This is a genomic window from Malonomonas rubra DSM 5091, from assembly GCF_900142125.1.
GTDB lineage: Bacteria > Desulfobacterota > Desulfuromonadia > Desulfuromonadales > Geopsychrobacteraceae > Malonomonas > Malonomonas rubra.
This window is the reverse complement of sequence record NZ_FQZT01000006.1, coordinates 134288-148101: the sequence shown is the minus strand read 5'-3', so window position 1 is coordinate 148101 and position 13814 is coordinate 134288. Positions and strand designations below refer to the sequence as shown.

Below are 13814 nucleotides of genomic sequence, written 5' to 3'. Positions count from 1 at the left end.
CATGCCGACAGTCAGATGCCCGCATTGCGGTGCAGAGCGCAACACCCCGAGCAGCAAACTCCCTGCAAAAAAGAGTAGCGCCCGTTGCCCTGAATGCTGCCAGACCCTTATTTTTGATCCTGCAGAATCTCAACGCACGCAAACGACTGACAACATCGCAACCTGCCCGCACTGCGGGCTGCAGCGGCGCATTCCTAGCGATCGACTCGAAATTCAATCAAAAACCGTTAATTGTCGTCGCTGCAATCGCAGTTTCTGCCTGCAGCCAGAACGAGAATTCCGGGCATCCGGTTCAGGCCTGCGCAGCATCAGTCAACTGCTTGCCGACAGCTGGGAACTGTTCTGCCGCCGCGGCTGGGGATTGCTGGGCATCTACCTGCTCGGCATTGTCCTGGCGTTCGCTCCCATTTTTTCTGCTCTCCTGCTGAAACCAGCCACATGGCTCAACCCACAAAACCAAAACTGGCAGTGGGCCATCTTGCTGGCAACTGTCGCCTACATCCTGCTGGGTCTCTCCTGGATGACAGGCAGCATGTTCATTTACATCTGCAAAACCGACGTTGGGCTGTTCAGATCGATGAAACTTGGGCTGCGACATGTCGGCTCATTCACCCTGCTCCTCATTCTGCTCATTCTTGTCGTTGGCGGGGGCTCCCTGCTGCTGATAATTCCGGGCCTGCTCTTCTGCGTCTGGTTCTTTTTCTGTCAATACGTCCTTGCCGACGACAACATCGGCGGGCTGCAGGCATTGGAAAAAAGTCGCTTGCTGGTCAGCGGGCATTGGTGGGCAATTTTCGGCCGTTTTGTTTTACTGCTTGTCATTTCTCTTACTCTCTCGTTTCTGACCGCGCGCATCCCCTATGTCGGCGAGGCAGCGAACCTTGCCTTTTCTTTGCTTCTGACGCCGTTCTCATTTCTTTACTATTACCTCATCTACAGCGACCTGAAAGCAAACTACCGGGGACCGCAGCACCCTCCCATCAAAAGGCAGTGGCTGCCGCTGACAGCTGCAATTTTCGGCTGGATGCTCATTCCGGGCTTACTGCTCGTTAGCCTCAGCCGCCAGAACCTGTCCGCCGAGCAGCTGCTTTCTGCCGGCAAAGACATTCAGCAGAGACTCGGCACACAGCCCCAGCAAACGCCTGACCTCAATCGGTCACTTCCAGAAGAACCGCAGCGTCTGAGTTCTGCCGATTACAAACTTCTGCTGAGCAAGCAGCGAAAAACTACCTCTGAAGGCGGGCTGAGCCTTGGGCCAGTGACACTTTTCGCTGACCGTTTCTGGGCCGACGACCAGAATCCTCACCTCTGGCTAAAATTGGAGCTGAGCGATTTCCCCAATCTGAGCCTGGCACAGAAAGGCTCTGCGCGGATAGAGATCGACAAGGTTCTCGACGACGACGCCCGCGATCTTTATGACAGGCAACACAGCTTCGAACACCCGGCCTTTCACTGGGTCGGTATCAACCAGACCGATGAGAACGATTTATTCTCCGGAATCCGCAGCATCTACCTGCGACAAGGCACTCAGGCTGAACAGGTCCACTCGATTCTAGGTAAACTTGAGCTAACCCTGCCCCTCGCCATCGAAAGCCTGCAGTTGACTCGTAACGATATCGGCAAAACCCTGCAAATCGGCGGCAAACAGCTGATCCTGCAACGACTCGGCAGCAATGCCGTCACGCTGCGCTTCCTCGGCGACCGCACTGACCTGCTCAATGTTCATGCCAGCAACAGTCATGCTGAGCCCCTGCGCGAAATCGGCTTCACCTGGCAGAAGTCCGGCGATGCCTTCAGCCTCAGACAGATGTTTGATGGCAACATTGAAAGCATCACAGTACTGGTCGCAGGCGACAGCATGACACAGAGCTACCCCTTCGAACTGACCCGCTAAAGCCCATTGACAGCAGTCAGTCGGGCGACTATGCTTTTGTGCATACTCTATCCCTTATTGCATAAAGGCAGTCTTCATGAACCATACCCTGTCGATCGATGCCCTGCTTGACGCCACCGCCCGCGCCATTTTCACCGTCAACGCAGCTGGTTTGATTATTCATGCCAGCCATCTGGCCAGACAGAGCCTTCACATCGAACCAGGAGAAAACCTGCTGGAGCAGCTGCCCGATTTCTGGCCACAAGTCAAAAAAACACTCAGCGGGCAGAGCCCCCAGCAAGCGCTACCACTTCACATGCGACAGGATGAATATTTTGTCGACATCAACCCGCTACTGGTCGATGGCGATATCATTGGTGTTGCCTGCACGCTGGTCGACAGCCAGCAGCTGGAGCGAATGACCAGCAAACTGCCTTCATTCCAAACGTTATCGCGCGAGCTCGACACTATCATCGACTCCTCTTCCGACGGACTGTTCGTCTGTGATGCTGACGCGAACGTAATTCGTGTCAACCCAGCCTCTGAGCGCATCCACAAAATTTCCGCCCGCGAACTCATCGGTCGCAACATGCGTGAGCTGGTAGAAAGCGGCTTTATCGATCGTTCCGCGGCACTCGAAACAAGTTTGACCAAAAAACCGGTCAGCCAGCTGCAAAATAAAGATGGTCGTAAACTGATCTCGATTTCGACTCCGGTTTTTGATGAAATGGGCGAACTGATCCGCATCGTCGTCAGCGAGCGTGACATTACCGAAATCGACACGCTGCAACGCGAACTCGAAGACAAAGAGGCGCTGAACGACCAGTTTCGTGACCAGATGCTGGCAATGCAGCACGCTGAGCTCGACGCGAAACAGATTATCGCCCGCAGCCCCGAAATGATCCGTGCCCTGCAACAAGCAGTGCGCGTCGCGGGAGCGGACTCATCGGTTCTGGTTCTTGGCGAATCAGGAGTCGGCAAAGGGCTGATTGCCGACCTGATCCACAAGAACTCGCGCCGCGCTGACAACCCGTTGATCAAAATCAACTGTGGCGCCATCCCCGAATCACTCATCGAAGCGGAACTATTCGGTTACGAAAAAGGCGCTTTTACTGGCGCCCAGGCAAACGGAAAACCGGGCCACTTTGAGCTTGCCGATGGGGGAACCCTGTTCCTCGACGAAATCGCCGAGTTGCCACTCCCGTCACAGGTGAAGCTGTTGCGTTTCCTTGAGGACGGGCGCATTACCCGCCTTGGCGGCACCAGCAGCAAGAATGTCGATGTCCGGGTGCTGGCAGCCACCCACCGCGACCTTGAGCAGATGGTCAAAGAGGGGCGCTTCCGGCTCGACCTCTATTATCGACTCAACGTTATCCCGATCCAGGTGCCTGCCGTGCGCGAGCGGCGCGACTGCGTGGTCCCGCTGATCCGCCATTACATAGAGCTGTTCAGCGAACAGGTTGGCAGTAAAAAAAGGCTGACCCGCGCCGCCCTCGACACCTTGGCCAACTACCCCTTTCCCGGAAACGTCCGTGAATTGATGAACATTTGCGAGCGCCTGGTGGTCATGAGCGAAACCGAGTCGATCGACATCAGCGACCTGCCGGCTCAAATCGTCGAACGCGCAGAAAGGCTTAATGTCAACAGCGTCGAATGGCAGGAAGGAATGAGCCTGCAGGACGCACTCGACAGGGTGGAGAAGAGCATTCTGGAAAAAGCACAGAAACGCTTTGGCAATCAAACCGAAATCGCAAAAGCTCTCGGCGTCAACCAGTCGACCATCGCCCGCAAACTGAAACGGCACCAGCTCAACTGAAACACCATTAAATCAAAAACAGGGATTTTCTAAGGCCCTTGGTCACTTGCTCGCGTTAAAACTTTACAATTTTGAATACGCCCCAAACGGTTATGCAAAAGAGCATAAAAAAGACATTCCCAAAAACCACTCCTCTTCAGAAAGCCTTCGCAAAACCTCTTTTCAAGAATTAGCCCTACCAGCCTGAAAAAAAGAAAAACCCTGATAAAATAAAGACTATTGACCTTTTCATTGGTTTTCACAGGGCACTCAAAACAGGGCTTGGCACTCTCCTTGCCATACAAAGAGGAGAAATTAATCGACATGCGCGAATGAATACACTGGACCAACCAAACGAAAGAAGAGGAAAAATCGATGAACCTTTTAAACAACGCCGTCATTAACATCCCGACACCCGTCAATGAGCCTGTTCTCTCTTACGCACCCGGCACCCCGGAGCGGCAGAAATTGAAGGACGCACTCGAGGAACTGAAATCGCAGCAGATCGAAGTTCCCCTGATTATCGGCGGCAAAGAGGTTCGCACCGGCAACACGGCAAAAATTGCCTGCCCGCATGATCACTCCATCGAGCTGGGCCAGTATCACAAGGCAGGGCCTAAGGAAGTGCAAATGGCGATCGATGCTGCCATGGCCGCCAAGCCGGTCTGGGAAAGCCTGCGCTGGGAAGAGCGCTCCGCAATTTTCCTCAAGGCCGCTGACCTGCTCTCCGGCCCATACCGCTTCCTGATCAACGCTGCAACCATGCTGAACATCAGCAAGAACCCGTTCCAGGCCGAGATCGATTCCGCCTGCGAGCTGATCGACTTCCTGCGCTTCAACGTTTTCTTCGCCTCGGAAATTTACCGCGAGCAGCCGATGTACTCTTCCAAGGACATTTGGAACTACGTTCAGCACCGTCCGCTGGAAGGGTTCGTTTTTGCCGTTGCGCCGTTCAACTTCACCGCGATCTCCGGCAACCTGCCGACCTCGCCGGCGATCATGGGTAACACCGTAGTCTGGAAGCCGGCTTCTTCGGCCGTTTTTGCTCCTTACTACTTTATGAAGCTGCTGCAGGAAGCTGGCCTGCCAGACGGCGTCATCAACTTCGTTCCGGGCTCCGGTAGCGACGTCGGCGACACCATCCTTGCCAGCCCCGACTTCAACGGCATCCATTTCACCGGCAGCACCCCGGTCTTCCAGAGCATGTGGAAAGAGATCGGCGCCAACCTGGCGAAAGATCACTACAAGACCTATCCGCGCATCGTCGGCGAGACCGGCGGCAAAGACTTCATTTTCGCCCACAGCTCGGCCAACGTAGCGGCGCTGGCCACCGCCATGGTTCGCGGCGCCTTCGAATACCAGGGGCAAAAGTGCTCGGCAGCCTCCCGTACTTACCTGCCGGAATCGCTCAAAGATGCAGTGCTCGCTGAAGTGAAAAACCAGGTCAGCCGGATCAAAACCGGTGACGTCTGCGACTTCGGCAACTTCTTCAACGCCGTTATCGATAAAGGCGCCTTCAAGTCGATCACCGAGTACATCGATTACGCCAAGACGGCGGATGATGCCGAAATCGTCATCGGTGGCGGTTACGACGACAGCAAGGGCTGGTTCATCGAGCCGACCCTGATCGTCACCACAAATCCGAAGTTCAAAACCATGGAAGAAGAGATCTTCGGCCCGGTGTTGACTGTCTACTGCTACCCGGATGCCGAATACGAGCAAACCCTGGAGCTGTGCGACCAGACCTCGCCGTTCAGCCTGACCGGCGCCGTTTTCGCCCAGGAACGCACCGCTATCAGCCTGGCGTTGACAAAGCTGGAGAATGCCTCCGGCAACTTCTACATCAACGACAAACCGACCGGTGCAGTCGTCGGCCAACAGCCCTTCGGTGGTGGCCGCGCCTCCGGCACCAACGACAAGGCCGGCAGCAAGCAGAACCTGATGCGCTGGGCCTCGGTCCGTACCATCAAGGAAAACTTCGTACCACCGACCAGCTTCGAGTATCCGTTCTTGGACGAGGAATAAGTCGCCCGGACATCTGTCGCAGGGGAGCACCTGCTCCCCTGCCCTGACTTAGCCAACAAGAGAAAGCGGAGCAATCATGTCTATTTTCAACTACCTGGTCTCCAAGACCATTATGCACATTCCCGGTCCGATCGTCGGTTTTTTCGCCAAGGGCTACATTGCCGGCGAGAAACTGGATGATGCGGTCCGCGTTGGCCGCAAACTGAACGAGCAGGGGATGGTTTTGACCCTCGACATCCTCGGCGAGTTCATCAAAACCAAGCCGGAAGCAGCGTTCTTCAAGGACCAATGCCTGGAAATCCTCGAAACCATCCACCGGGAAAAGCTTGACGGCAACCTGTCACTGAAACCGACCCAGATGGGGATGCTGCTCGACGAAGAATTCGCTTTTAAAAACATTCGCGAGATCATCGCCAAGGCAGCCGAACTTGACAACTTCGTGCGCATCGACATGGAAGATATCGAGTGCACCGACAAAACTCTCGAATTCTATCGTCGCCTGCGCGACGAGTTTCCGAAGAATGTCGGCGTTGTGCTACAGGCCTACCTGCGCCGCACCCCGCAGGATATCGAAGATCTCAGCGACAAGCCGATGCACTACCGTCTGTGCAAGGGAATATACAATGAACCGCGTACTGCGGCCTACAAAGACATGGACACCATCAATCGCAGCTTCATCTACTGCCTGGAAAAAATGTTCAAGCATGGTGCCTATGTCGGCATCGCCACCCACGACGAGAAACTGGTCTTTGAATCCTTGCGCCTGATTGAAAAGTACGGTCTCAGCAAAGACCAGTACGAGTTCCAGATGCTGCTCGGCGTCGACCCCGAACTGCGTCAGATTCTGGTGGATGCCGGCCACAAGCTGCGTGTCTACCTGCCTTACGGCGAACAGTGGATGCCTTACTCGCGGCGTCGACTGAAAGAGAACCCGAACATCGCTCGCCATGCCCTGTTGCAGATGCTGCGTGGCAATGGTTGAGCAAATTTATCGGCAATAGAAGTTGAGATTTAGTCAGGAAGGCTATTAATTTCACCAAACCGCTGTTTGATTTGGGTATACTTCAGTCTCGACTTCAGCAGATACGAAATTGCTGCAGTGAAGTTTTTGTCATCGTGCTTTTGAGTACGATCGTTCACACCTTTACTTGACGGAGGAAACAGAATGAAATTCGGAAAAATCATGCTGGCCCTGGTAGCCATCGCCCTGATCGCCGTTCCGGCTTTTGCTGACACTCTCAAGGTCGGCGTTCAGGCCCCGATCACCGGCTCCTACGCTAACGAAGGCCAAGGCATCGACAACGGCGCCCGCCTGCTCGCCGAGCAGCTCAACGCCAAAGGCGGCGTCCTCGGTAAGAATATCGAAGTCATCACCTGCGATGATCAGGGTACCGCCATGGCTTCGGCAATCTGCGCCAAGGATCTGGTCAACAAGGGTGTCAAGCTGGTCGTCGGCTCATACACCTCGACTGCTGCTGAAGCAGCCCAGAAGACCTACTACAAGGCTGGCGTCCTGCAGACGTCCGACGGCACCGCCGACAGCCTGACCGAAAAGGGTTACTGGACTTTCCTGCGCAACTCCTTCCCGAACAGCGCAGAGGCCGAGTTCGTAGCCAAATACCTGGTCGATGTCAAGAAGTACAAGCGCATCGTCGTTATCTCTGACTTCTCGACTTACGCTGACGGCCTGGCCAACGCTGCTGAAGCTGCCATCAAGAAAATGGGTGGCAACGTTGTCTCCCGCGACAAGATCAAGGCCGATTCGCAAAACTTCACCCCGGTCCTGACCAACATCAAGAGCAAGAACCCTGACGCCATCTTCTTCGCCGGTTACTACACCGACGGTGGTCTGCTGCGCGCTCAACAGGTTGCTCTCGGCATCAAGGCCGACTTCTACGGCGGCGACGCCAACGACAACCCGGACTTCGTCAAGCTGGCCGGTTCTGCCGCTGAAGGCGCATTCATTGTTAACGTTCCTGAGCCGGCAGCACTGCCGACCCCGATCGCCAAGTCGTTCATTGCTGACTACCAGAAGAAGTACGGCGAAATGCCTCCTTCCATCTGGGGCCTGATGAACATCGACGGCATGCGCGCCATCCTGCACGCGTTCGAGCAGAACGGTAATTTCGACACCAAGGCCGCTGCTGACTACCTGCACAATATGGCACAGCCGCTCGACGGCATCACCGGCCCGATCGCTTTCGCCAAAGATGGCAACCGCAAAGGCGGCGCCTACGTGGTCAAGCGCATCCAGAAGGACGGCAGCTACTTCAACGAGTACGTCCAGTAATACAGATCAAAAAGGGCGGGGGAGTCTATCTCCCGCCCTTTTTTTGCCCGCAAAAACGTAAACGGTAAACCTTTTACGCCGCTGCCCAGCAGACGCGAGACGAGGACAACGCCGTCCTCACCTGGCGTTTGCAAGGCAGACTGTTTCACCAACCTTGGAGTCACTTATGGATATTTTTCTTCAACAGCTGGCCAACGGCCTGACCATCGGCAGCATGTTTGCCTTGGTCGCCCTCGGCTACACCATGGTCTACGGCGTCATGAAGCTGATCAACTTCGCCCACGGCGATATGGTCGCAGCTTCCGCCTTCGTCGGCCTGACGATTTACACCCAGGTGATGGGGCAGGCCACGTCTCTGGCAGCGGTTATCGCCATTTTCCTGCTTTCAGCGCTGTCGATGGCGGTCATCGGGGTCATTCTCGAACGGGTTGCTTACCGCCCGTTGCGCAGTGCCCCCCGACTTTCGGCTGTGGTCTCGGCACTTGGCGCTTCGCTGGTTATCCAGAACGGCATCATGCTGATCTGGGGCCCGCGCATGCGCATCTTCCCCGAGCTGGTGCCGCAGGTTTACTGGGACCTGGGCGGCGTCGTCATCAGCCTGATCCAGGTAATCATCCTGGTGCTTTCGCTGATCCTGATGCTCGGCCTCTACCTGTTCGTCGAAAAGACCCGTATGGGTGCAGCAGTTCGCGCCGCTTCCATCGATCAGGACGCAGCCCGGCTGATGGGCGTCAACGTCAACAACATCATCGCCTTAATCTTTATCATCGGCTCCTCCCTCGGTGCCGTCGGCGGCCTCTTCATCGGCCTCTACTACCGTGGCATCACCTTCAACATGGGTTGGCAATACGGCCTCTACGCCTTCATCGCCGCAATCCTCGGTGGAATCGGCAACATCCCCGGCGCCATGCTCGGTGGCATGCTGCTCGGATTGTTCAACGCCTTTATCGCTGGTTATGTTTCCAGCACCTGGGCCGACGCCTTCACCTTCATCCTGTTGATTCTGATCCTGATCGTCCGCCCCACCGGGATTCTCGGCGAGCGCGTTGCGGAGAAAGTCTGATGAAAAATTACGAAAAATTTGTCCTCCCGGCCTTTATCGCAGTGATGGCGGTGCTGCCGCATCTGCTCAACGAGCGCTGGCAGGCGGTCGCCATCACCTTTCTGATCTTCTCAGTCGTCGCCCTTTCCCAGGACATCATCCTCGGCAAGAGCGGCATGTTCAACATGGGCCAGGCGCTGTTCTTCGGCATGGGCGCTTACACCACGGCAATCCTCAATAACGAATACGGCTGGTCGATCGTCTCCACTATCCCCTTGGCGATCCTGATTCCGGCCATCTTCGGCATCCTGCTCGCAGGCCCCATCGTTCACCTGCGCGGTGATTACCTGCTGGTGGTCACCATCGGCTTCAATATCGTCTTCGTCCAGGTGCTGCAGAATAACCTCGGCGGCGTCACCGGCGGGCCGAACGGCATCTTCGGGCTCGACTCCCTGAGCATCTTCGGCTACGACCTGATGAATCAGGTCGCGGTCTACTACTTCGCTTTCATCGTCCTGCTGCTGACCTTGTGGATAATGAGCAACCTGGAAAAGAGCAAGCCCGGCCGCGCCCTGCACTACCTGCGCGAAGACCAGCTAGCGGCCGAAAGTATCGGTATCAACACCCGCGTTTACAAAATCTTTGCCTTCGGCCTCGGCGCCGGCATCGCCGGGCTAGCCGGAACAGTGTTCGCTGTGCAGTATTCGGCGGTCAGCCCGGAAGCTTTTGAATTTATCCAATCGGTGCTGTTCTTCAGTATCGTTCTGGTCGGCGGCTCCTCAATCCCCGGCGTCATGCTCGGTGTCTTCGTCATGTTCGTGGTGCCGGAGATTTTCCGTGAGTTTGCCACCTGGCGTTACTTCATTTTCGGTTTTGCAATGATTGCAGCGATGATCCTGCGCCCACGCGGCATTGTCCCGGCCACCTTCGGCAAAATCCCCAAGTTCCTGATCAAGGGAGGCAGCCATGGCGCGTAACGAACTGATCCTGACCGATGTCACCAAGCGTTTCGGCGGGCTGACCGCTGTCGATGCCCTCAGCCTGAAAGTCGAGGACGGCCAGATCTACGGCCTGATCGGCCCGAACGGTGCCGGCAAAACCACCGCCTTCAACAACATCACCGGCATCTATAGGCCGGAAGAGGGCTCGATCAACTGGCGCGGCGAAGAGATCACTGGGCTGACGCCATACCAGATCGTCGATCGCGGCATCGTCCGGACTTTCCAGACGATCCGCCTGTTCTCGCAGATGTCGGTGGCCGAAAACATCATGAGCGGCCGTCACATCAAGAGCAAGCAGAGCTGGTGGCACGGCATTATTCCGACACCCGGAAAAAAACAGGACGAGCTGGAAAACTGGAAGAAAGTAGAAGAGCAACTCGACTTTTTCAAGCTCGGCGAGTTTGCTGCCACCCCGGTCGGCTCGCTGCCCTACGGCATTCAGCGCCGGGTAGAAATGGCCCGGGCGATGGCGGTCGAACCGACTCTGCTGATCCTCGATGAACCTGCGGCAGGCCTCAACGACAAAGAAACCATGGAGCTGCTGGAAACCATCTTCAAGATCCGCGACAGCGGTGTCACGGTGTTTTTGATCGAGCACGACATGGACATGGTCATGGAAGTCACCGACTATCTGACCGTAATCAACTTCGGCAAGAAGATCGCCGAGGGCACCCCGGCAGAAATCCAGAAGAACCCGGCCGTCATCGAGGCCTACCTGGGAAGTGAGGATGACGACGATGAGTGATGTGCTATTCGAAATAAAAGACCTGGAAGTCTCCTACGGCAGCATCGCCGCCATCAAGGGGATTTCCCTGGAAGTGCGTAAAGGTGAGATCGTCACCATACTCGGCGCCAACGGTGCTGGTAAAACCACCACCATGCGCACCATCAGCCAGTTACTGAAAGCTAAATCCGGCTCCATAAATTTTAAAGGCCAGGAACTCACAAAACTCGCTGCACACAAGATTGTCAAGCTTGGCATCAGCCATTCACCGGAAGGTCGCCGAGTCTTCGGTATCCTCACCGTCGAAGAAAACCTGATGCTCGGAGCCTTCACCCAGAAGAAGATGGACCGCGACGTTCTTGAGTGGGTCTACAAGCTGTTCCCGCGCCTGAAGGAGCGGCGCAAGCAACTGGCCGGCACCCTTTCCGGCGGCGAGCAGCAGATGCTGGCCATCGGTCGGGCGCTGATGAGTAAACCGGAGCTGCTCCTGCTTGATGAGCCCTCCCTCGGCATCGCCCCGATTCTGGTAAAGGAGATTTTCAAAGAGATCAAGGAAATTTCTAAAAGCGGTGTCACAGTGCTGCTGGTCGAGCAAAACGCCAAGGCAGCGCTGAAGCTGGCCGACCGTGGTTACGTCCTCGATGTCGGCAAGATAGCCCTCTCCGGCACCTCGGCAGAACTGCTGGCATCGGAGAAGGTGCAGGAAGCTTATCTGGGCAAAAAGCATTAGCAAAAACAAACTGACTCACGATTCAACCAAACTGCCAAATGGGGCAAAAGCATGAACTTAAAAGACATCCTTGTTCATATCGACAACCGCCAAACGTGCAAATCCAGGCTGCAAGTCGCCATACAGCTGGCCAAGCAGCAGAGTGCATTCCTCTCCGGGATTTATGTCATTCCTCACCCGTATTACGCATCGAAGCATATCGATCAGCAGGCACAGGCAGAGATTGCTCGCAAACAATTTGAGCAGACAGTGACTGAAGCCGGCCTTGACTCGGAATGGATCTGCGTCGACAGCGTCAAGACTGGCCTCGATTTACCACACGCTCTCAACCTGCACGCTCATTACCGTGACCTGCTGATTATCAGCCAGACCGACATGGACAAACCTGATCGCGCCACCCCGCACAATTTGCCGGAAAAGACCGTCCTCGGTTCCGGCCGCCCAGTGCTGATTGTCCCTTACGCTGGTCAGTTCAAAAATGTTGGCCAACAAGTGATGCTTGCCTGGCGTGGCGGCCCGGAGTCATCCCGCGCACTGCACGACGCCATGCCCCTGCTGCGCTCCGCCTCGCATGTTCAGGTCATGACAATTCAGGGCCAGCATGGAGATGAAGCCTACGAAGCCCACGATGCTGATATCTGCCAACACTTGTCCCGCTACGGGCTTCCAGGCCTGGAAGGGGAAAAACACATCACCGCTGGACTGAGTGTCGGCGACATGCTGCTCAACCGCTGTGCCGATGAAGGAATCGACCTGCTGGTCCTTGGCGCCTTCTCACAATACCGCCGTGGCCATCAGACCCTCGGTGAAGTCGGCCGCTACCTGCTCGACTACATGACCGTTCCGGTACTGATGTCACACTAGACTCATGAACCGCAAAGTTCAGGAACTGACCTGGGAACATGACGCTATTATCGACTCTTCGTCGGACGGACTGTTCGTCTGCGACGGCAAAGGGAAGATCCTGCGCGTCAATCCCGCATCTGAGCGGATAAACAATGCATCGGCCAGCCAGCTGGTTGGCCGTGATTACCTGGATGCCGCCAGCGACGGGTTGTTGATTCTGCCCTCGGCCGCCCTGGAAGCGATCAAAAAACGTGAACCGGTCAGCCTGCTGCAGGAGAACAGGCACGGGCGCAAACTGATCTCCTCCGCGACCCCGGTATTTGATGATACCGGCGAGCTGATTCGGGTGGTCGTCAGCGAACGGGATATCACTGAAACCGACCGCTTGCAACGTGAACTGGAAGAGCAACAAGCTCTCGGCGACCAGTTCCGCCATCAGATTGTCGAACTTCAACAGGAACAACTGGAAAACTACCCGGTGATCGCCAAAAGCCCCTGCATGGTCAAAGCATTGAAGCAGGCACTGAAAGTCAGCGAAGTCGACTCCACCATCCTGCTGCTCGGTGAATCAGGAGTCGGCAAAGGGCTGTTCGCCGACCTGATTCACCAGAACTCAAGGCGCAAAGAAGAACCGATCATCAAAATAAACTGCGGTGCCATTCCGGAAAATCTGATCGAAGCAGAGCTTTTCGGTTACGAAAAAGGCGCCTTCACCGGCGCTGTCGGTAGCAAACCGGGCCACCTGGAACTGGCAGACAAAGGCATCATCTTTCTTGATGAGATTGCCGAGTTGCCATTGGCCTCGCAGGTCAAACTGTTGCGCTTCATGGAAGATGGCAAAGTCTCACGGCTGGGAAGCACCCAGAGCAGGCAGATCGATGTACGCATCCTCGCCGCGACCAATCGCGACCTGCAGCAGATGGTCGATGCAGGAAGCTTTCGCCTCGACCTCTATTACCGTTTAAGCGTTATCCCTCTTTCGATCCCACCATTAAGAAACAGGAAAGAATGCCTGACCCCACTTATTCGGTCATACATAACGCATTTTTCAAAGCGTTCAAACACTGAAAAGAGATTGTCAACTGCAGCCTTGGATACCCTGACAAGCTATTCTTATCCTGGAAATGTCCGTGAGTTGATGAATATCTGTGAGCGCCTGGTCGTGATGTCGGAGACCAACCTGATTGACGTCAATGACCTGCCACAGCATATCCTTAGCGGATCTGACAACAACAGCGAAATGCTGCTCGTGAACTGGCCATCTGAAATGGATATGTCCCAGATCATTGAATCGGTCGAGCGCCGCGTCCTGCTGGAGGCAAGCAAACGCTACCGCAAGCAGCAACAGATCGCTGCCGCCCTCGGCATGAGCCAACCGACCGTTGCCCGCAAACTGCACAAATACGGTATCAGCAGCCATTTCAGCCCTGAAGAGAACCTCTGACAGAATTCATATACCAAAATCCGCACTGTTGATGTAAAAATGGG

General features: G+C 55.6%; 11 protein-coding genes. All 11 read left to right on the top strand.

Translation table 11 applies throughout. From position 1 onward, the window contains the following. Position 1 precedes the first annotated feature (1 nt). A complete protein-coding gene (locus BUB13_RS10025) occupies positions 2–1894 on the top strand; it encodes a zinc ribbon domain-containing protein (protein ID WP_072908504.1) in 1893 nt (630 codons plus the stop codon). Positions 1895–1970: 76 nt separating this feature from the next. Further along, the gene (locus tag BUB13_RS10020) at positions 1971–3689 is read left to right on the top strand and encodes a sigma-54 interaction domain-containing protein (RefSeq protein WP_084091976.1); all 1719 of its coding nucleotides are present in this window, start codon (positions 1971–1973) and stop codon (positions 3687–3689) included. Positions 3690–4043: 354 nt separating this feature from the next. Beyond that, positions 4044–5693: an L-glutamate gamma-semialdehyde dehydrogenase gene (pruA, locus tag BUB13_RS10015; RefSeq protein ID WP_072908502.1), complete on the top strand. Its 1650-nt coding sequence runs from the start codon at positions 4044–4046 to the stop codon at positions 5691–5693. Between the two features lie 76 nt (positions 5694–5769). Further along, complete coding sequence (locus tag BUB13_RS10010) at positions 5770–6675, top strand: proline dehydrogenase family protein (protein WP_072908501.1); 906 nt, start codon at positions 5770–5772, stop codon at positions 6673–6675. A gap of 183 nt (positions 6676–6858) precedes the next feature. Further along, on the top strand, positions 6859–7983 hold the full coding sequence (locus BUB13_RS10005; RefSeq protein WP_072908499.1) for a branched-chain amino acid ABC transporter substrate-binding protein: 1125 nt from the start codon (positions 6859–6861) through the stop codon (positions 7981–7983). A 166-nt stretch (positions 7984–8149) separates the two neighbouring features. After that, positions 8150–9046 (top strand): branched-chain amino acid ABC transporter permease, encoded by an 897-nt coding sequence (locus BUB13_RS10000; protein ID WP_072908497.1) that lies wholly within the window; start codon positions 8150–8152, stop codon positions 9044–9046. Further along, positions 9046–10002, top strand: a complete 957-nt coding sequence (locus tag BUB13_RS09995; protein ID WP_072908495.1) for a branched-chain amino acid ABC transporter permease — start codon at positions 9046–9048, stop codon at positions 10000–10002. The genes BUB13_RS10000 and BUB13_RS09995 overlap by 1 nt, the downstream gene beginning before the upstream one ends. Continuing rightward, positions 9992–10771 carry an ABC transporter ATP-binding protein gene (locus BUB13_RS09990; protein WP_072908493.1) on the top strand — a complete coding sequence of 260 codons (780 nt, stop codon included), beginning with the start codon at positions 9992–9994 and terminating at the stop codon, positions 10769–10771. The genes BUB13_RS09995 and BUB13_RS09990 overlap by 11 nt, the downstream gene beginning before the upstream one ends. Continuing rightward, positions 10764–11480 (top strand): ABC transporter ATP-binding protein, encoded by a 717-nt coding sequence (locus BUB13_RS09985; protein ID WP_072908491.1) that lies wholly within the window; start codon positions 10764–10766, stop codon positions 11478–11480. The genes BUB13_RS09990 and BUB13_RS09985 overlap by 8 nt, the downstream gene beginning before the upstream one ends. Before the next feature lie 51 nt (positions 11481–11531). Continuing rightward, positions 11532–12344, top strand: coding sequence for a universal stress protein (locus BUB13_RS09980; protein WP_072908489.1), 813 nt, complete (start codon positions 11532–11534; stop codon positions 12342–12344). Between the two features lie 4 nt (positions 12345–12348). Continuing rightward, the gene (locus BUB13_RS09975; protein WP_072908487.1) at positions 12349–13770 is read left to right on the top strand and encodes a sigma-54 interaction domain-containing protein; all 1422 of its coding nucleotides are present in this window, start codon (positions 12349–12351) and stop codon (positions 13768–13770) included. Positions 13771–13814: the final 44 nt, after the last annotated feature.